Consider the following 18,330-nt stretch of genomic DNA (forward strand, 5'->3'; position numbering starts at 1 on the left):
GTGGTATGAAATGGGTGCTTTGACTGGATACCGCGTGCTCGACTTGAGCCGTGTGCTGGCCGGTCCTTGGTGTGGCCAGACCCTGGCCGACCTGGGAGCCGAAGTCATCAAGGTTGAACGACCGGGTGCGGGTGACGATACCCGTGGTTGGGGGCCGCCATGGATGAAGGGTCAAAACGATGAGACCACACGTGAAGCCTCCTATTACCAATCGACCAACCGTGGCAAGTTATCGGTGGCGCTGAACCTGGCGAGCGCCGAAGGCCAGGAGCTGGTACGCGCGTTGGCCACCGACTGTGATGTGCTGATCGAAAACTACAAGGCGGGGTCTTTAGCGAAATACGGACTGGATTATGCCTCCTTGTCTCAGCTCAATCCGCGGTTGGTGTATTGCTCGGTGACTGGCTTCGGGCAGACCGGGCCGCGAGCTGCAGAGCCGGGTTATGACTTCATCATCCAAGGCATCGGCGGGCTGATGAGCATCACCGGGGAACGTGATGACCTACCCGGTGGCGGGCCGCAGAAAGTTGGCGTGGCGTTCTCCGACCTGATGACAGGGCTCTACTCGACGGTCGCCATTCAGGCTGCATTGCTCAGCCGCGAGAAAAGCGGCGTGGGTCAATACATCGATATGGCGCTGCTCGACGTTCAGGTCGCCACACTGTGCAACCAGAGTCAGAACTACCTGTCTTCCGGTAAAGCCCCAGGCCGCTACGGTAATGCCCACGCCAACATCGTGCCGTATCAGGTATTCCGCGCCAGTGATCAGGATTTCGTTATCGCCTGCGGTAATGACTCCCAGTTCGTTGGACTCTGCGAGGCTATCGGTCTGACGGACCTTCCTTTAGACCCTCGCTTTGCGCGCAATGCGGACAGAGTGACGAATCGGGAGGCAGTCATCGAGATTCTTGCGCAGCATTTTCTCGGCGCCACCGCCGATGAATGGGTGCGACGTATTCACCCGCAGGGCGTGCCGATAGGGGTGATCAACAGCATTGCCCAGGCACTGGATGAGCCGCAGGTGAAAGCGCGCAATATGCTGGTGAACATCCCCCATCCGCTGAAGGCAGATTTCGTGACGGTGGGCAGCCCCATCAAGTTGTCGGGCACGCCGGTGGAGTATCTGCGCCCGGCCCCGATGCTGGGTGAACATACGGATGAAGTTCTCAAGCGTCAGTTGGGCCTGGACGATGAACGCCTGGCCGAGTTGAAGGCACGCGGCGTCATCGAGCAACTTGGCGAACGCTGATATGCATGACCTCGCACGCCACCTGAGCTGTCGGGTCAATTTTCACCATTGGAGCCTGTCATGAAAGTCCTCGTAGCCATCAAACGGGTGGTCGACTACAACGTGAAAGTTCGCGTCAAGGCGGACAATTCCGGCGTCGATCTTGCCAATGTCAAGATGTCGATGAACCCGTTCTGCGAAATCGCAGTGGAAGAAGCCGTACGCTTGAAAGAACTCTCTATAAAAGAAGGGCGCGTTGCGACTGAAATCGTCGTCGTCTCCGTCGGCCCGTCCACCGCTCAAGAGCAGCTGCGCACCGCGCTGGCTCTGGGTGCCGACCGCGCCATCCTCGTCGAATCCGCTGAAGATCTGACTTCCCTGGCCGTGGCCAAACTGTTGAAAGCGGTTGTCGACAAGGAACAGCCTCAGCTGGTGATCCTTGGCAAACAAGCCATCGACGGCGACAACAACCAGACTGGCCAGATGCTCGCTGCATTGAGCGGCTACGGTCAGGGCACCTTCGCGTCCAAAGTCGAAGTGTCCGGCGACACCGTTGCCGTGACTCGCGAAGTCGACGGCGGCGCGCAGACAGTTTCCCTGAAGCTGCCAGCCATCGTCACCACCGACCTGCGTTTGAACGAGCCGCGCTACGCGTCCCTGCCTAACATCATGAAAGCCAAGAAGAAGCCTCTCGAAGTGCTGACTCCGGACGCTTTGGGCGTTTCCACCGCCTCCACCAACAAGACCGTGAAAGTCGAAGCGCCGGCTGCACGCAGCGCGGGTATCAAGGTCAAGTCGGTGGCTGAACTGGTCGAGAAACTGAAAAACGAAGCGAAGGTAATCTAATCATGACTATCTTGGTAATCGCAGAACACGACAACAAGGTAGTGGCCCCGGCCACCCTGAACACCGTGGCTGCCGCTGCGAAAATTGGTGGCGACATCCACGTCCTGGTCACTGGCCAGAACGTTGGCGCCGTGCCTGAAGCCGCCGCGAAAATCGCAGGCGTAGCTAAAGTGCTGGTGGCCGACAACGGCGCCTACGCGCACCAACTGCCGGAAAACGTCGCTCCTCTGGTTGCAGAGTTGGGCGCTGGTTACAGCCACATCCTGGCTGCCGCGACTTCCAACGGCAAAAACATCCTGCCGCGCGTTGCTGCGCTGCTGGACGTCGACCAGATCTCCGAAATCATTTCGGTTGAATCGGCTGACATCTTCAAACGTCCAATCTACGCCGGTAACTCCATCGCCACCGTGCAATCGAACGCTGCCGTCAAAGTAATCACCGTACGTAGCACCGGCTTTGACGCCGTCGCAGCTGAAGGTGGTTCGGCTGCTGTCGAAGCAATTGCAGCTGCTCACAATGCGGGCATTTCTTCCTTTGTTGGCGAACAGCTGGCCGAGTCCGATCGTCCTGAGCTGACCGCGGCCAAGATCGTCGTTTCCGGCGGTCGCGGCATGCAGAACGGCGACAACTTCAAACACTTGTACGCCCTGGCCGACAAGCTGGGCGCGGCTGTTGGCGCTTCCCGCGCTGCGGTCGACGCAGGTTTTGTTCCCAACGACATGCAGGTCGGTCAGACCGGCAAGATCGTTGCTCCACAGCTGTACATCGCGGTCGGTATCTCCGGCGCAATCCAGCACCTGGCCGGCATGAAAGACTCCAAAGTGATCGTTGCGATCAATAAGGACGAAGAAGCGCCGATCTTCCAGGTGGCTGATTACGGCCTGGTGGCGGACTTGTTCGAAACCGTACCAAAACTACATCAATTGATCTGAAACGTCGTGATGACCAGTCCAGGCGCTATGACATCAGCCAGATCCGTGTGCATGAGCGCAGCGTGAGTCCGAGTCGAGCGCCCACGAGGCCGTAGAAGAATACCGTTACGGTATCCAATCCATTGAAGGACCGACGACATACATACATGCCCGCGCGAGCTGGCTTCTTTAGTCGCGGCTATTCGGAAAACTTCGCATCTGTTTCATCAACCGACCCCAGGGCCTCATCGCCCTGTGTGAGATCCACAACTAAAAAAATAAAAACTGAGGGCTCCAACATGGAATGCAACACTCGAATACTCGCCGCCCGACTATTGCTCGCGGGTGGTGTCATCAGCCTCTCGACTCCCGCCGCTGCTGACTTTATCAAGGACAGCAAAGCCAGCCTGGAACTGCGTAACTTTTATTTCAACCGGGATTTTCGCCAGTACAACGCAGCGCAATCCAAACAAGAAGAATGGGCGCAAGGTTTCCTGCTGCGTTATGAGTCGGGCTATACCGAGGGTTTGATCGGTGTCGGTTTCGATGCCATCGGCCTGCTGGGGGTCAAGCTCGACTCCAGTCCTGATCGCGCCGGCTCTGGCCTGCTCAAACGCCACAGCGACACACGCAAAGGAGCCCAGGACGAATATGGTGAAATGGGTTTGACGGCGAAACTGCGCACCTCGAAAAGCACGCTTAAGCTCGGCACGCTGCTGCCCAAACTGCCGACGGTATTGGCCAACGATTCACGGCTGCTGCCACAAACCTTCGAAGGCGTTCAATTGACCTCGCTGGAAATCGATGGCTTGACCGTGGATGCCGGGCGGCTGACGCAGGTTAACCAGCGCGACTCCTCAGACTATGAAGACATGAGCATCACCCGCACCGGCGCCAAGGGCATCATCAGTCGGCGGGTGGACAGCGACAGCTTCGATTTCGCCAGCCTGAACTACAAGTGGACCGGCAACCTCACCACCGGCTACGCTTACGGCCATCTCGACAATTTCTACGACCAGCACATGGTCAACCTAACCTACATATTGCCGGTGACCACCGGCCAGTCATTGAAGTCGGATCTGCGCTTCGCCCGTTCTAAAGACGATGGCGGCAGTAACGTCGATAACAATGCGTTTGGCGCGATGTTCACCTACAGCCTTGGCAGTCACGCCTTCGGCCTTGGTTATCAAGCTATGCGCGGCAACACAGGTTTCGCCTACATCAATGGTACCGACCCGTTCCTGTTGAACTTTGTGCAGATCAGCGACTTCGCCAGCAAGGATGAGCGGTCCTGGCAAGCGCGCTACGACTACAACTTCGCGGCCATTGGCATACCCGGTCTAACCTTCATGACCCGCTACCTCAACGGCTCCAACGTTGACTTGGGCAGCAACCGTCCCGAGGGCAAGGAATGGGAACGCGATACCGACATTGGTTATGTCGTGCAGGGAGGACCGCTGAAGAACGTTGGGGTGAAATGGCGTAATGCGACCGTACGCTCGACCAACTTTGGCAACGATCAAGATGAAAATCGATTGATCATCAGTTATACGTTGCCGATCTGGTGAGTAACGGACGTAGCCGACGGAAAAAACGCTGAAAAGCCCTCCGCGTCCTGGAGGCTAAGCCCGCCAGGTTGACGTGTTCCGCCTGGCCCAGCGCAAACCTATCGATCCTCGCGGGTTTGCCACAGGCGCAGTAGGTAGATAGTGGATTTCACTATCTCGTAACGCATCTCGTCGTGGCCGATCTGTATTCGGCGCACATCCGGGGGCTCAAATTTTTTCAGCTGTTCGCCAATCCGCGGATTTTCAGCAGTGTGGTCGGCGCGGCCGTGAGTGGCTGTACCGTTCGTGCGGCCGCAGGCTGATGGTTATGTCTGGGGCAGCAGATACGACCAGAACCTTGAACGTCATCTTGATCAAACCGAGGTGAACAAACTGTTCCCTGACAAGGCTCTGGCAAGGATAGTCGAACGGCCCGTCGCTGATCGATTCGGCCGACCAGTCGACTTCGACCAGCACTTTCTAGTCAACTTTGAACCACTGATAGCGCGCCGAGGACTGGGAAATTTTTGCTAGTTCTTCACCGAACTGTTGGCGGTGATGCATTTTTGACCGGGCGGCTGATTTTGATTGATCCAACTGCAGCTTCTCCACTCCCAGGACTATCGTTTGCTGGGTATTCGGGCGGGACAATGAGTTCCGGCAGTCCGGATCAACGACGCATCAGCGCCAAAACAGTTTGGCAATACAGAGTCTCAACACACTGGCGGTAATTACGCCAATGGGCGACTGGAGCCTGGCCCCGTTTACCGAAGGGCAACGGCGCAATATTTTGTAGCTGCTAGGCGGACTTGGTCGAGTACCTACCTATTGGAATCGGCTGAGGTCGAAAAAAGATAGAACGAGAATCAATAGGGGGCCTGCGCCCCCTATTACATCGACCGTGCTGCTGTGCTCAGGACTGTTATTGCAACAGGTAGCCCATCGGATGGTCATCATTGTCGAAGCAGAGGATGGTTTCACAGTGGCCGCCTAGCTGGTCGGCATTCGATTCGCTGATGTCCGGCAACCATTTGCCCAGTTCGGCAATAGGGACTTTTTTGCTGTTGATGTAGCAATCGTCATCCATACGTGGGTTGCACCAGGCGGTCTTGACGTCGGGCCATTCGGACTGGGCCGAGCTGGAAGGTGACTGAGCTGCTTCCTGGGCATTTCCCTTTTGAGCTTGCCAGGCGGCATAACCACCCTCATAGCGCTTGTCGAAAGTGGAAGCAAGTTGGTTATCAGGGACGCTAATATCTAGGTAGAACTGGTACAGGATAGAACCGGCTTCGGCATACGACACCTGATGAGAGGTATCGACACGGTAGGCCACCGGCTTGCCGTCGGTGCTGGTGCCGATGCGGTACCAGATTGATAATGTGAACAAAACATCTTGGTTCCATTCACCCACCATCGCATTGCTTATACGGCACTTGCCGCGCAGGCACTGGCCACTTACCTGGTTGACATAGCGCACGTCCTGTTTGCGCTGGGCATCCCAGATGAGCACATCGCGGGTGGTTTCCATCCACGTGCATTTCAGCATGGGTTGACCATTGAAAGCTTTCTTTGCAATACATGGGATCGCTTCGGGGAGGCCATTGGTTGAAGTCTCGTCTGGGAAGGCGATAGCACCCCAGGCGTAATGGTCCACCACGGCGTTGGCGTTGGCGCAAAAGATGAGCAGCAGGATGCTGATTATCCGTTTCATGGGTTCTCTCCAGTTTGTTGCTTCGTGCGAAATTAACGACCGGTGAAGAGGCAAACGAGCCCTGCAAAACAATAGGGTTACGCTGTTGGTAATTGTGGGAATGAGTGAGATTATTTCTTGTAGGTGACCTTGAGCCGCTGATTTACGTAGTCCTTGAGGATTTCGTAATCAGGGTTGTAGGTAACTAGACTGTGCCCCACGCTTGCGACGGCCCCGAGCGTTACCACGGTCAGCGTTGCAGGTATGGATAGGACGCTGAATACAGCACCGAGTGCGCCGCCTTTTACCGCAGCACTTTTTACGTCGCTTCTGACTCGACACTTCAGTCCCTGGCTTTCAATCTTGGTTTCGACAAGTTTGATACTTGCCATGAAATTGCCCCTGAGGCCATTGATCTCGAAAGACGCATTGCTTTTCACGAGGCCTTCAATCTGCGCTTCATTCAGGCCGGTTACGACGATCATGGTTTTTCTGAGCTCCCTGCAAGAGGTTGTCGATTAGAGAAAAAAGTCGCATATCAACCTTTAGGGGTGAGTCTCGGTTTGAGAGGTCCTTCATGTCACTAGGTTGATCGCCAACTATCCAGGTTGAAGTGGAGGGTGGCATGTCAAAAACCGAATCGAAGCAATTGGCGAAGCTGGTGGGCCAAGCAATTGCTCGCCAGCGTGTTCGTTGCAAGCTGAGTCAGGAGCAGGTCGCCGAGAGGCTTGGGATTGGCAGTGAGGCGGTGTCGCGTATCGAGCGCGGGATCGTGATGCCCAACGTCGAGCGATTGGTGGAGTTAGCGGGCATTTTTGGCTGTGAGACAGCCGACTGGCTGACCGAGGGAAGTTCACGTCCGGAAGATCAGGCGTGCCGGCTTTACGATCTGCTGTCGACGCTGGACATGAGCGACCGTACGCTCGTCATGGGCATGGTGGAAGGGCTTGTTAAGCGTCTCGTTCGTAGCTGAGTAGCTGTTTCACGGCGGCGGAGGCACTAGCTCCGCTGCCTCCTTGTCGAAGAGCGCGCCGCAACGCGGGCATAAGCAATCGAACCCCGCGAACTGATACTTTCCGACATCGTCAGCAACTCGCAGCGCTGATGGGTAGGCGGGAACAATAGCGGCCAGCCCATTCAGTAGTGAGTAGTATCCGGGACGATCCTGAAGGCTCTCATGCGTGTTCTGAGCTCCCCGTACTGCTCCATCGGCGAGGCCGATCAGCAAGGCGATGCCCCTTGCGGCCTCCAGGGTGAGGACGGCTTGGCAGTCGCAGATCAAACACTGGCTGATCATCGTTCATTCTCCTAATGGGTGAGTGTGGCTATGCGCTGTTTGGCCACCGTTAGGTGGCAGTGTTTTTGCTGGGATTGCTCTGGATCGATGCGCTCAACACCTTGAGCGGGCGATTCAGAATCCAGCACGCCAACAGCACGGCGACCAGCAGTGGCGGGAAGCGCAACATCAACATAATGCTTACGACCAACGTGCCGGCTGCCGCCAACGCGCCAACGAACGCAAACAGGCAAAGCAGAAATCGTAGTAGGGCCATTTCGGGTCTCCAAAGTCTTCCTGAAGTCAGGCAGGTGTCAGGTCAATGGGTTTGCGTGGCGAGCGCTTCGAGCTTGTCGGCCAGAGCGTTGGAGTTGGTTTGTAGTGCTTTGCATCGTTCCGTGGTGGCAATTGCATCCGGGCTCGAAAAGAACTCTTCAATCACAGCACTGCTGTCTTCCTCGCTGTCCTCAAAAGCGCCGTTGCTAAAGCCTCGTCGAGCCGCCTCATCCAGCGCTACCTGATCAAATCCCGCTGATTGCCGTTGGGTCTCAAGTTCGTTGGCAGACTGCAGCATCTCTGCGATGTTCATGCCGCCGCGCACGGTCAGGTCGACGTAGAAAATCGGTGTGCCATGGCTCTGTCGTGTCGACTTGCCACGCAGACGCAATTCCAGCGGTAGGCAGGCCAACCGGTTACCCGAGATGGCCTGGAAGTAATGCAGCCGAGCGGCCAGGGTGCGGATGCTGTTGAAACCAGTAGTGCGGAACACGAAACTGCCTAGCGGATCGTCATCACCGATCAGCACATTCAACCTGCCATAGGGCTTGCAAGCTCCGCCTTTGGCTAATGAACAAGCATCCGGCGAGGGGCAGGGGAGTGATTGCATACCGTCCTGCGTGACACGTTTACAGGCCTCGCCATTGCCGACACACAGCGGTCGTCCAGACTGGCGATCGAACAGGGTGTAGTCGGCACGGAAGTTCAGATCTGGTTCGTTGAACAGCAGGCGCACCGGGATGCTGCGCAGCTTGTCTTCCTTGCTCTGGCGTAGTTCGTCATTGAGTGGGTGTAGTAGCCAGCCGTCCCGGCTTTGCACCTGGGACGTGATGGTGAATTGATCATCTTTCTCCGGCAGGCGTTTACCGTTTTTCTCGATGACTTTGCCGATGGAGATGCGTCCGAGCGCAGGGGGTGTCAGGGCTAAGCCTTTCAACATGATGGTTCTCCTGGAAATGAAAAAAGGCCGGCCACGCAGCGCGAACTGCATGGACTGGCCAAGGGGAGGTAATAGCGGAGTCAGTTGATCAGGAAGCGGCGACTGCCTTCCTTGGTTTTGGTGTAGCGAACTTGTAGGTAGGGTTTCTCTTGCAATAGGCGTTGGACATCGAGTACGGCACTGTCCTTGGATTTTTTCCAGCTGATGTAACCGCTGGAAAACTCCGCTCGGGTGGCCTCGCCCATGGCCTGCAGTAGTATCTGCTTGAGCTGGGCCTCGCGCGTTTCCTTCTCGCCAATGGACTGGCGAACGGCCTTAAGTTCCAGGTAGGCCTCTGCTAAACCGGCGCGACTGCTGAAGTCGACGGTCTGGCCGTTGTCTTCTGGGTACAAGCAGCGCAAAGCTGCTTCAGCCGATGCGCTACCGTCGGCCGGTGGCGGGGTATCGGTTTCCACGTAGGTCCAGAACTTGCGCTCCAGTTCGATCAGGCGAGCGATCATTTGCTCGTCACGCTCGATGCGATGAATCTCCAGGTGCTGACCGCCCAGCAGTACCGCCACATCCGCGGCTTGCTTGCCAGTGACGGCGAGCTGGTGCATCACTTGAAGTTGGACATACTCGGGCACGCCTTCCTTCCAGAGACGTGCCCCGTTTATGCCGGCGGTCTTGCATTCGAGGATCTGCACGTCGTCTCCGCCAATTACCTCGCGGTCGATGTTGGCCAGCATCCAGGGCAGTTCGGGGTTCGGATGCTGCAGCACGGCGTTAATCCGCCGCACTTTTTTACCGGTGCGCTTGCTGTAGTGCCAAGCGACGATGGGTTCCAGCACATTGCCCCAATAGGCTGGACTCTCTTCATCATGAGGATCTATTTTCGGTAGCGTGGCATCGCGACCAGTCTTTTCAAGCCACAGCTCCAACTGCGACTTGTACGGGTTGAGCCCAACCGCAGCGCCTGCGTCGGAACTACCGATGCCTTGTTTACGCACTTCAAGCCAGTCCTCGCGCGGCAGTTCCTTGGTGCTGACCAGGCGAAGGGCAGGGCGGAGCTTCGGGGTACTACTATTCAATGAGGTTGCTTTCATCGTGTTCACCTTGCAGGCATAAATACGCCCGACCAGCACAAGGCTGACCGGGCGTGGCGATTGACGAGAAGGGTTAAGCTGCGAGACGCAGCGCTGCATCCAGGGCGCGTTGCTTGATTTGCGAACCCTGACCAAACCACGCTGAGTCCATGCGGTACTCATTGCTACGTGCGCGGCGCTCGTGATCGACGTACTCGGTCACCGCATTGAGCAAGCCCCAGGCGGTTCCGCGTGCCGATTCGAGCTGGCTGCCCCGACCACGGCCTTCATACAGCTCTTGCACCTTTCGTAGGGCGCGTTCGTTGGGTAGTTGCTCTGGTAGTTGATTGCTCGGATTTACCTCACACAACACCGACATGAAATATCCAAGAGCCTCATGCCACTGGACCTTGCGTTCAGCGAGATGGCGCATGCGATACATGAACTCGTCCCAGCCGGAGACGGCTATGCCGAGTTGCTTCTTCACTGCCTTCGGATCGAAGCGGGTACTGTGCGGCACCTTGATTGCACGAGATGAGCCGTCCAGGGCTATCGTCAGGGTGTTGTTGCAGACCACGCGCACGGTGGTGGGTGTTGCCGTGGTGGCCAGGGTGCCGTCGCAGGACGTGGCCAGCAGCAGGTAGCCGTTGACCTGATCGTTTCCTTTCAGGGCAGCGCCTTGTCCGGTGCGCGCAAGTGCCCAGAACTTGCGCCCGCCTTTGAGTACCCCCGCAGTCTCCAGCTCGTAGCCGGAGACCTCGGTGAGGTCACGATAAAACTCCAGCACCTCACGCGGCTGCACGGTGTGGTAACGCTGGGAGACCACCGACAGCGGTGCTTTAGTATCGGAGCGGTAGAGCACCTTCTGCTCCGGAAAAGAATGTATAGCGCCGATGTGGCCGACGGCACCCGATTTGAAGTGTACGGGGCTTTCTTGGATCGCCCAGTCCATCCCAGCTTCGCGTTGCCAAACTTCGATGGGTTGCTTCTGAGTGAGCTGATTGCCCAGGCCATGCCAGGGAGTTTCGCCAGCGTAGGCCATAGTTTCGACGAGATGAGCCATTGTTTTAATTCCTTTAGGTGCAAGCCGGCATAAAGCGCCACGCAGAGCGCAGCACCGTCCGGACGAAATAAATAGAGGGGAGGTTGACTTGGTTAGGTCGGGAGGTTGAAGTGGTGGCCACATAGCAAGCAGAGGTTGTGGGCCAGGACGTGGCGATCGAGCGACTCACCCAGTTGGGCGCCGAGAGCACAGCCGGCGACACCACCGGCCAACCCGCCGAGGATGGCACCCGATACCGAACCGAGGGTGATACCTACAGGGCCGGCGATGGCGCCAATAAGCGCGCCTGCTTGGCCTCCAGCAAGCGCAGCACTAACGCCGCGCACAGCACCACCCACGGTGCCGATGGCCGCGCCGACTTTCATGGCGTGATGAAAAGAAGCGACTTTGGGGGAATGACAGCGAGGGCACTGCAATGACATGGGGCGAACCTCCTTGGGGGTGATGTCACTGCGATTATGTGTGGCTGAATTCTTTTCGAATTGAAGTGCTCAGGTTAGACCAAGCATCGGCATACGAATTGAAGCCTTAGAGCGCGCGACGCCCCATCTCTCCAAGCTATCTACTCTAAATAGCGGCTATTTTGGCTATCCGTAGCCAAAATAGCCGCTATTTTACCAATGTATGCGCCAAACTCACGATTTCTAAAAATCGTTATTACGATAAGTCAAGATGTGTGCTTGGAAATTTCTCGCTGACTTCCGGTCACTGCATCCTCGCCCAGGAATCATCCACGTGGAGCCTTTTGCGGTAGGTTGTGGGTCTATTTAAGTTGTTTTCGTAAAAGTCAATATTGGCGCTAACAATTTTATTAAATTTTATAAGCGCGGGCGGTTCGGTTGTGAGCGCGGCCTAATAACATTTCCCCTGTGTATTCAGAGCGTAACGAGAGGGTGAAATGGAAAGGGAAGATGAAAGAACAGCGATTGCTACGTCTGATGCGAGGGAGGCGGTACTGCGAATTAAGCAGGTAATTGGTCGTTTGGGAGTGGCGCGCTCTACGATATATGATTGGATGAATCCCAGGTCTCCAAGGCATGATCAGGAATTTCCTTTGCCAATAAGACTTTCGAGTGTAACTGGCAGGGGGGCAATTGGTTGGTTGGAGTCTGATATATGCCGATGGATTGAATCGAGGCTTTCAGTTGTCCCAGGGGGCGGAGGGGGGCGAAATGTTTGAGTCAAAGGGTAAAGGCCTTCCCCCAATTAATAGCAAGTTTCCAGCAAGTTTGCAGTTTCCCCTCCTTAATTCAGCAATTGACGAGGTTGAAAGAAATATACAGTCTCCAAGGCCGTTAATATTTTTTGGGGCTTTGACTGCTATCTCAGTAGCGGCTCAGGGGAGGTTTGATGTGCGCAAGCCTATTGGGCAGTGTGTACCGCTGTCATTATTGATGCTGGCGATAGCTAGTTCAGGTGAGCGTAAGTCGTCTTCAGAAAACGTTTTCTTAGAGCCTGTTCGTGAGTTTCAAAAAACACAAGATGTTGTGTGGAGGGCGCAGCTAGGAGAGTGGGAAGTGAGGGATAAGATTTGGCTCGCTAAAAACAAAGAGCTGTTAAAACGAGTTGAAAAGGCATCAAGTAGAGGTGAGTGTACTGAGCTAGTTGAGCAAGAGTTAATAGCGAATGCTTTGGTTCGTCCGGTTAGACCAAGGCAGTGCAAAATGATTTATGAGGACTCAACTTCGGAGGCGCTGTTTTGCGGGCTTTATCAAAACATTCCAACGGCAGGTATTATTTCAAGTGAAGGTGGTTTGAAGGGGCGGGCGTTTAACGATTTATCTAAGCAGAACGCAATGTGGAGCGGTGATCCAGTGGTGGTGGATCGTAAAACGGCGGAAAGCTATGAGCTTCATGGGGCTAGATTGACTGTTTCATTTATGACGCAGCCTAGCGCTTTTAAGTCGTATATTGATTCCCATGGTGAGAAGTCTCGTGGGTCTGGGCTGTGGGCGCGCTTTTTGGTGTGTTTTCCTGAGTCAACTCAGGGGACAAGGGTTTTGAGCGGTGCAACAATTTCATGGGATCATATTAACAATTATGCAGGTCGATTAAAGGAATTACTTTCTTATAATTTAGGGCTTTTGCATTCCCCTAATCAAAAACGTAAGATAATTTCATTTGCTCCTGCGGCTTGCGAGAGATGGCTTCAGGTGTTTAATGATATCGAGTCAGAGATCAGGGAAGGTGGCAGATTTTATGCCGCGGGGGATCATGCCTCAAAATTGGCGGATAATATTGCACGGGTAGCGGCGTTGTTACATGTCTTTGAGGGGTTTGATAGTGATATATCGATTGAGACGTTGAATTTCGCAATCGACTTTTGTCTTTGGTGTTCCGATGAGTTTTATCGGTTATTTGTCCCTCCGAGGGAAATAGATTTAGATGTTTATGAATTGCGCGCGTGGTTTGACAAATATCGTGAGGATGGCTTTGAAAATGTGAGGAAGAATAGTATTCTTCAGTATGGGCCGCGAAGATTGAGAAGTAAGATACGTCTTGATGCAGCGCTGGACGAGCTTATTTCTCTAGGCGAAATTTCTTATTCTGAACAAGGAAGTACGTTGGTGGTGGATTTTTCAAGGAGGGGGTACTTATTTTAGCTAGTGGTCTTTTCTCTTCTGCCGAGAAAGCTTTGAGACTGTATTTTTCAAATAAAATTTATAAGGCCAGGGTCGTAGTACTCTGGCTTTTTTATATGCCCCTAATTTAGCGTCGCTTTTTACGTAGTGCCTTGTATGTTTCCTGATTGCAGGTGTTGTGAATGAGCTCTTCGGTTATGAAGTTCTTTAGGTCTTTAATCGTTTCTTGTGCTTGGATTTCTGAGAGGTAACTTTGAAATTTCATGCTGGTATAAATTGCTTCAATGGTTTCAGATTCGGTGCCCCATCCATTTTTCGGTGGGTTTTTCAGCAGTAGAGAGAAGTGATCTCTTATTTTTGATATTTTTGATTCCTTCCGGTTTCCGCCTTCAGTTGCGCGTTCGCGCCTAAACTTTTCTTCGTCAATATGATTCTTGTAACCATCAAGGAATCCTAGTAAGTAGGATGCATGCGATATATAGATAAATGCTTTCTCTGTATTATTTTGTTCTACTTGTAGTTTTGCGCTTAGATAATAAACTTTTGCGTAGAAAAAATACAATTTAATTTTGCTTCTTTTTTCTTCGTCGTATGTGTTTGTCCAGCAGCTTAGAATGTCCTTCCATGTGATTTTTGGGGTTTCTAAAAACCTTGATATGCTCTGGTCTATGTGGCTGTTTAATTCCTTTGGCCAGTTTTTTTTCAGGGTCGCTCTGAGTATTAGGTGTGTGTGATTTAGTAAGTTGTTTAGTTTTTCTTCTTTTGCCTCTATTGGGTGAGGGAGAAGATTTTTACTTTTTTTCTTTAAAGGTTTATTTTTCGAATATAGAGAATTTAGAAGTTCGGTGAGAGTTTTATTGTCTTTCATTGTGTGGAGGCTCATTTATGAATTGTAGGCTATGGTAAGGATAAAAAAACAGCCCAGTCCGCCATTAGAGCACGGCGTTTTTCTAGAAAGTCTGAACGCGAGTAAGCCCCTTCTGTTTGATCCCTCTCATCGTGAGCCAGCGCCATTTCACAGACTTCACGTGGGTAGTGTGTGCATTCGCCAGCCCAATCACGAAATGAAGATCGAAAGCCATGGCGAGTGATGTGCTCGTACCCCATGTCGTGCAGGAGGGTTCTGATAGCATTTGCATGCATCACCCCTGTCTTGCCTTGGCCTGGGAACAGAAAGGGACTTCCTTCGTCTCGCAGAATACTCTTCACAAGCTTTACCACTTCTTCGGCAAGCGGGATTACGAAAGCTACTCGCATCTTCATTCGCTCATCTGGCAGTGACCAAGTGCATGCTTCCAAATCAAACTCATCCCAACGAGCGAACCTAATCATGTGGGCGCGTGCGCTGGTCATGATCAGCAGTTGAGCGGCCCAAGACGGAGGTGTGGCGTTTACCCTAAGCTTTACCATCAGTTCCGGCACTTCCTGCCAGCGCATTGCTTCGAAGTGCTCACGCTTCCGAGCCTTCCTCTTTTCAGAGCGGCTCAACAGATTGTCTAAGTGCCCGCGCCAGCGAGCAGGGTTCTCACCTTGTCGCAGGTTACGTGCCTTGGCTGCGTCCAGGACTTGTTCTATTTGTCCACGTACCTCGTCAGCCGTTCTGGTCTTGGTGGCCCAGATGGGTTGCAATATCTTAAGTACTTCGGGAGTACCTATGTCTTCGGCTGAAAGCTTGCCTATGTGATCAAACGCATACAGCTCCAGCTTCCGCAGCCACCCTTTACGCCACTTTTCCGACCACGCCGCGCCGTGAGCATCACGGTATTGCTTTGCGAGCGTCTCGAATTTTAGTTGCTTGGCTTCACTTGCACGCTGGGCTTCCCGTTGAGCGGCGCGCTCTATATCTCTGGCTATCAGGGGATCAATGCCATCACTTAGTTGGCTGCGTTTAGCGCTGGCGTCTTGTCTGGCTTTCTTGAGACTCACCTCAGGGAATGAGCCTAGGCCCATCTCTCTGCGACGGCCCGCCAGCTGGAAGCGAAGCAGCCAGGATTTACGCCCGGTAGATTTGACGACCAAGCGAAGCCCATCACCATCTTCATAGGTGCCGGGTTCGGTCAGATTTTCGACTTGTTTCGGATTCAGTTTACCCATTGGATTTCCCCTGTCGCCCGTTTTGTCCCCCCACCTGTCCCCCCACTTCATCGTCGGATGAGGTCGAATGGCTTTGAACGCCATCGGACAGGGGAATGCTTGAAACTCCCGGAATAGCTACGCTATCAGTAAGATTCTTGGATGGGGTAGGATTATTTCGGACAATTAAAAAGCCGGCTTGTGGCCGGCTTCTCGGGGACTGCCTCAGCTTGTTTTTGACAAGCCTCACCAGCCTTCAAATCGCTCAGCCCACGTTGCGTCGGGCTGAATAGTCGGGGCATCTGCGGGTGTTTTTCCGCATCGCCGGACAGGGTGGATAGCGCAAAGCTACCCCCTTGCCAAATGTGCGGCGGATGATACGCACATTCACTTCAAATGCCCACCTCGGGATCGGATTTAGAGCCTTCCCAGCCCAACAGGTGCTCATCCAGCGGTACCGGTCGACGGTTGTTCAGTGTGGACCACCAGAATACCCACCCCACGATCAGGAAGTTCTGTTCGAACCGTTGCTCATAGGTCAGGTATTCGTCCGGGTGTTCGCTGGCATTGTGGCTGCGCATGCGCAAGCCGCCACCTGGCCGGTTGTAGAGGTATTTGATGCGCAGCATGCCGTCGTGTTCGACGGCGTAGATTTCGCCGTCGACGATTTGGGTGCGGCCTCCGTCGATGGCGAGGGTGGCGCCTTGTTGGATGATGTCGGTCATGCTGTTGTCGACCATGTAGGCGCCTACCGCGCGGTCGGGGTTGACGTTGAGGGTTTCGAGGGCGTTCAGGGAGATGCGGATGCATTCAATGGAGGTGAAGGTGGAGTGGAGAGGGATCTCCACGTCGAGTTTTTCCGGGGGGCAGACGGGGCCTGTGAGGTATTTGCCTGTGTCTTCGCGGGCAGGGAGTCCTTTCCTGGTGTCCGGGCCTTCCAGCAGGAAGTTGGCCGGTGGGTGTTTGGGGCCTTCGCCAGTGCGCAGCCAACGGCTTGAGACGCACAGCAGTTCTGCGATCTCGTTGAGTCGGCCCATGGGTACACCGCGCTTGAACCAGTTGTTCACGTGTTGAGGCGTGACACCGCGGTTCTTGGCGAAGTCGGAGGCGGAAAGATGAACTTCCCGTAGTAGCGCTTTTAAGCGATCACCTGATGTATTCATAAACGCAGAGCTTACTGGCGGGTAAAACAGATCAAATAAACTATGCGTTGAGTTGTGCGTGTAGGTTTTTGCTTAGTTGTAGCCTGGCCCTACTTATTGGCAGTTAAATTAAACGACGTTTATAAAATATTGAACTTGGCGTTGATTTTTTTCCACAAAAAAGCCCCGATTATTCGGGGCTTTTTTAATTGCCGGGGCAATGAGGAATCGGTATCAGCCTTTGTAGGCAGCGACCGACTTCAGGATCTCGGCACGGGCGGCGTCTGCGTTGCCCCAACCGTCGATCTTCACCCATTTGCCTTTTTCGAGGTCTTTGTAGTTCTCGAAGAAGTGTTTGATCTGTTCCAGCAGCAGTGGCGGCAGGTCGGTGTATTCCTTCACGTCCACGTACAGCTGGGACAGCTTGTCGTGGGGGACCGCGATCACTTTGGCATCGCCGCCGCCGTCGTCGGTCATGTTCAGGATGCCGACTGGACGGGCGCGGATCACCGAGCCAGGCGTCACTGGGTAAGGGGTCACGACCAGCACGTCGAGGGGGTCACCGTCGTCGGCCAGGGTGTTGGGGATGAAACCGTAGTTGGCCGGGTAGAACATCGGGGTGGCCATGAACCGGTCAACGAACAGGCAGTCGCTGTCTTTGTCGATTTCGTATTTGATCGGCGCGTGGTTGGCCGGAATCTCGATGGCGACGTAGATGTCGTTCGGCAGGTCTTTGCCAGCCGGAATCTTGCTGTAGCTCATTGGGCGTTGCCCCCGTAGTTGGCCATATGACATGGCCGGATTGGCCTAAAAGTGGCGGCGATTATAGGCATATTCTGACGCCGATGCCATGCGTCAGACGTCGTACGGTCATTCGCCTTGCGGCTGATAACGCGGGTCGTGCGCTTGCAGCTGGGTGAGGCGGGCCAGAGGGTCCTGGCGGTAAAAATGGCTGAGTTGCGCGTAGACCTGTGGATAACTTTCCATCAGTAAATCCGGGGCGCTGAAAAAATATTCGCTGGTGACGGCAAAGAATTCGGCCGGGTTTTCGGCGGCATAGGGGTCAATGGCGGTCTTGGCATGGGGGTGGGCGTCGAGCTTGCGATTGAGGTCGTCAAACGCGCCTTGCATCACGCTGGCCCATTCCTGCACATGCATGTCGTGATGCAACGGCGGCAGGCCGTTGGCGCTGCCGTTGAGCATGTCGAGTTTGTGGGCCAGCTCGTGGATCACCAGGTTGTAGCCTTCCCAGTGGCCGCTGGCCATTACGCCGGGCCAGGCGAGGATGATCGGGCCCTGTTGCCAGGCTTCGCCACTGTGCTCGCCCTCCCACTCATGCTCGACGCCGCTGGCATCGCGATGGCGCTGGGGGCTCAGGAAGTCGTCGGGGTACAGCACGATTTCGTGGAAACCCTGGTACCAGTCGAGGTCGCCGAGGTTCATCAGCGGCAGTTGCGCCTGGGCGGCCAGGAGCAGGCGTTGCTCCTGGTGCAGTTCGACGCCGGGCAGGGCGGTGAGGTGTTTTTCGGCGAGGAAGATCACGCAGGCTTCACGCAGCCACTGGTCCTGCTCGGCGCTGATGCCGTCGAGAAAGGTCAGGTGGTGACGCACCCGCTGCCAGGTGTCGTCGGCAATCGGGTGCTTGGCCAGCAGGCGCCGGCGACGCCAGGCGCTGAGGGACCACATCGCAGG

The 18,330-nt window shown here is 54.7% G+C and carries 19 protein-coding genes and 1 pseudogene; 7 read left to right on the forward strand and 13 right to left on the reverse strand.

Annotation, left to right across the window (positions count from 1 at the left end; translation table 11 throughout):
- Window positions 1-10 precede the first annotated feature (10 nt).
- From BLR63_RS26335 to BLR63_RS26350, 4 genes are all read left to right on the forward strand, one after another.
- Complete coding sequence (locus BLR63_RS26335; RefSeq protein WP_010562417.1) at window positions 11-1,249, forward strand: CaiB/BaiF CoA transferase family protein; 1,239 nt, start codon at window positions 11-13, stop codon at window positions 1,247-1,249.
- A gap of 60 nt (window positions 1,250-1,309) precedes the next feature.
- Window positions 1,310-2,074: an electron transfer flavoprotein subunit beta/FixA family protein gene (locus BLR63_RS26340; RefSeq protein WP_010562418.1), complete on the forward strand. Its 765-nt coding sequence runs from the start codon at window positions 1,310-1,312 to the stop codon at window positions 2,072-2,074.
- Between the two features lie 2 nt (window positions 2,075-2,076).
- Window positions 2,077-3,006 carry an electron transfer flavoprotein subunit alpha/FixB family protein gene (locus BLR63_RS26345; RefSeq protein ID WP_010562419.1) on the forward strand — a complete coding sequence of 310 codons (930 nt, stop codon included), beginning with the start codon at window positions 2,077-2,079 and terminating at the stop codon, window positions 3,004-3,006.
- Between the two features lie 278 nt (window positions 3,007-3,284).
- A complete protein-coding gene (locus tag BLR63_RS26350; protein ID WP_010562420.1) occupies window positions 3,285-4,553 on the forward strand; it encodes an OprD family porin in 1,269 nt (422 codons plus the stop codon).
- A 98-nt stretch (window positions 4,554-4,651) separates the two neighbouring features.
- Here BLR63_RS26350 and BLR63_RS26355 read toward each other — a convergent pair.
- From BLR63_RS26355 to BLR63_RS26365, 3 genes and pseudogenes are all read right to left on the reverse strand, one after another.
- Window positions 4,652-4,878, reverse strand: a pseudogene (locus BLR63_RS26355) (type II toxin-antitoxin system RelE/ParE family toxin).
- A 576-nt stretch (window positions 4,879-5,454) separates the two neighbouring features.
- Entirely contained in the window at window positions 5,455-6,243 is a 789-nt protein-coding gene (locus tag BLR63_RS26360; protein ID WP_010562421.1) for a hypothetical protein, read from the reverse strand.
- Between the two features lie 110 nt (window positions 6,244-6,353).
- On the reverse strand, window positions 6,354-6,707 hold the full coding sequence (locus BLR63_RS26365; protein WP_010562422.1) for a hypothetical protein: 354 nt from the start codon (window positions 6,705-6,707) through the stop codon (window positions 6,354-6,356).
- Window positions 6,708-6,847: 140 nt separating this feature from the next.
- On the opposite strand from BLR63_RS26365, the gene BLR63_RS26370 reads away from it, so the two are divergent.
- Window positions 6,848-7,195 (forward strand): helix-turn-helix domain-containing protein, encoded by a 348-nt coding sequence (locus BLR63_RS26370; protein ID WP_010562423.1) that lies wholly within the window; start codon window positions 6,848-6,850, stop codon window positions 7,193-7,195.
- 373 nt (window positions 7,196-7,568) lie between these two features.
- Here the strand turns inward: BLR63_RS26370 and BLR63_RS26380 are convergent, their stop codons facing one another.
- From BLR63_RS26380 to BLR63_RS26400, 5 genes are all read right to left on the reverse strand, one after another.
- Window positions 7,569-7,775 carry a hypothetical protein gene (locus BLR63_RS26380; RefSeq protein ID WP_010562425.1) on the reverse strand — a complete coding sequence of 69 codons (207 nt, stop codon included), beginning with the start codon at window positions 7,773-7,775 and terminating at the stop codon, window positions 7,569-7,571.
- A gap of 42 nt (window positions 7,776-7,817) precedes the next feature.
- Entirely contained in the window at window positions 7,818-8,714 is an 897-nt protein-coding gene (locus BLR63_RS26385) for a recombination directionality factor (protein WP_010562426.1), read from the reverse strand.
- A gap of 80 nt (window positions 8,715-8,794) precedes the next feature.
- On the reverse strand, window positions 8,795-9,799 hold the full coding sequence (locus tag BLR63_RS26390) for a YqaJ viral recombinase family nuclease (RefSeq protein ID WP_010562427.1): 1,005 nt from the start codon (window positions 9,797-9,799) through the stop codon (window positions 8,795-8,797).
- A gap of 73 nt (window positions 9,800-9,872) precedes the next feature.
- A complete protein-coding gene (locus tag BLR63_RS26395) occupies window positions 9,873-10,841 on the reverse strand; it encodes a DUF932 domain-containing protein (RefSeq protein WP_010562428.1) in 969 nt (322 codons plus the stop codon).
- A 92-nt stretch (window positions 10,842-10,933) separates the two neighbouring features.
- Window positions 10,934-11,263 carry a hypothetical protein gene (locus BLR63_RS26400; RefSeq protein WP_081480315.1) on the reverse strand — a complete coding sequence of 110 codons (330 nt, stop codon included), beginning with the start codon at window positions 11,261-11,263 and terminating at the stop codon, window positions 10,934-10,936.
- 476 nt (window positions 11,264-11,739) lie between these two features.
- On the opposite strand from BLR63_RS26400, the gene BLR63_RS26405 reads away from it, so the two are divergent.
- Together BLR63_RS26405 and BLR63_RS26410 are read left to right on the forward strand one after the other, a co-directional pair.
- Window positions 11,740-12,021 (forward strand): helix-turn-helix transcriptional regulator, encoded by a 282-nt coding sequence (locus tag BLR63_RS26405; RefSeq protein ID WP_081480316.1) that lies wholly within the window; start codon window positions 11,740-11,742, stop codon window positions 12,019-12,021.
- Complete coding sequence (locus tag BLR63_RS26410; RefSeq protein WP_081480317.1) at window positions 12,014-13,444, forward strand: YfjI family protein; 1,431 nt, start codon at window positions 12,014-12,016, stop codon at window positions 13,442-13,444. Before BLR63_RS26405 ends, BLR63_RS26410 begins: the two co-directional genes overlap by 8 nt.
- 106 nt (window positions 13,445-13,550) lie before the next feature.
- Here the strand turns inward: BLR63_RS26410 and BLR63_RS31390 are convergent, their stop codons facing one another.
- The 5 genes from BLR63_RS31390 to BLR63_RS26435 all read right to left on the reverse strand — a co-directional run bounded on the left by BLR63_RS31390 (window position 13,551) and on the right by BLR63_RS26435 (window position 18,324).
- A complete protein-coding gene (locus BLR63_RS31390; protein WP_130926023.1) occupies window positions 13,551-14,291 on the reverse strand; it encodes a hypothetical protein in 741 nt (246 codons plus the stop codon).
- Window positions 14,292-14,320: 29 nt separating this feature from the next.
- Window positions 14,321-15,517, reverse strand: a complete 1,197-nt coding sequence (locus tag BLR63_RS26415; RefSeq protein ID WP_042946344.1) for a tyrosine-type recombinase/integrase — start codon at window positions 15,515-15,517, stop codon at window positions 14,321-14,323.
- 371 nt (window positions 15,518-15,888) lie between these two features.
- Window positions 15,889-16,659, reverse strand: a complete 771-nt coding sequence (locus BLR63_RS26425; protein ID WP_042946292.1) for a LexA family transcriptional regulator — start codon at window positions 16,657-16,659, stop codon at window positions 15,889-15,891.
- A 213-nt stretch (window positions 16,660-16,872) separates the two neighbouring features.
- Complete coding sequence (gene ppa / locus BLR63_RS26430; RefSeq protein WP_003219382.1) at window positions 16,873-17,400, reverse strand: inorganic diphosphatase; 528 nt, start codon at window positions 17,398-17,400, stop codon at window positions 16,873-16,875.
- A 108-nt stretch (window positions 17,401-17,508) separates the two neighbouring features.
- Window positions 17,509-18,324 (reverse strand): M90 family metallopeptidase, encoded by an 816-nt coding sequence (locus tag BLR63_RS26435; RefSeq protein ID WP_010562434.1) that lies wholly within the window; start codon window positions 18,322-18,324, stop codon window positions 17,509-17,511.
- Window positions 18,325-18,330: the final 6 nt, after the last annotated feature.

Origin of the sequence: Pseudomonas extremaustralis, from assembly GCF_900102035.1 — a bacterium.
Lineage (GTDB): Bacteria > Pseudomonadota > Gammaproteobacteria > Pseudomonadales > Pseudomonadaceae > Aquipseudomonas > Aquipseudomonas extremaustralis.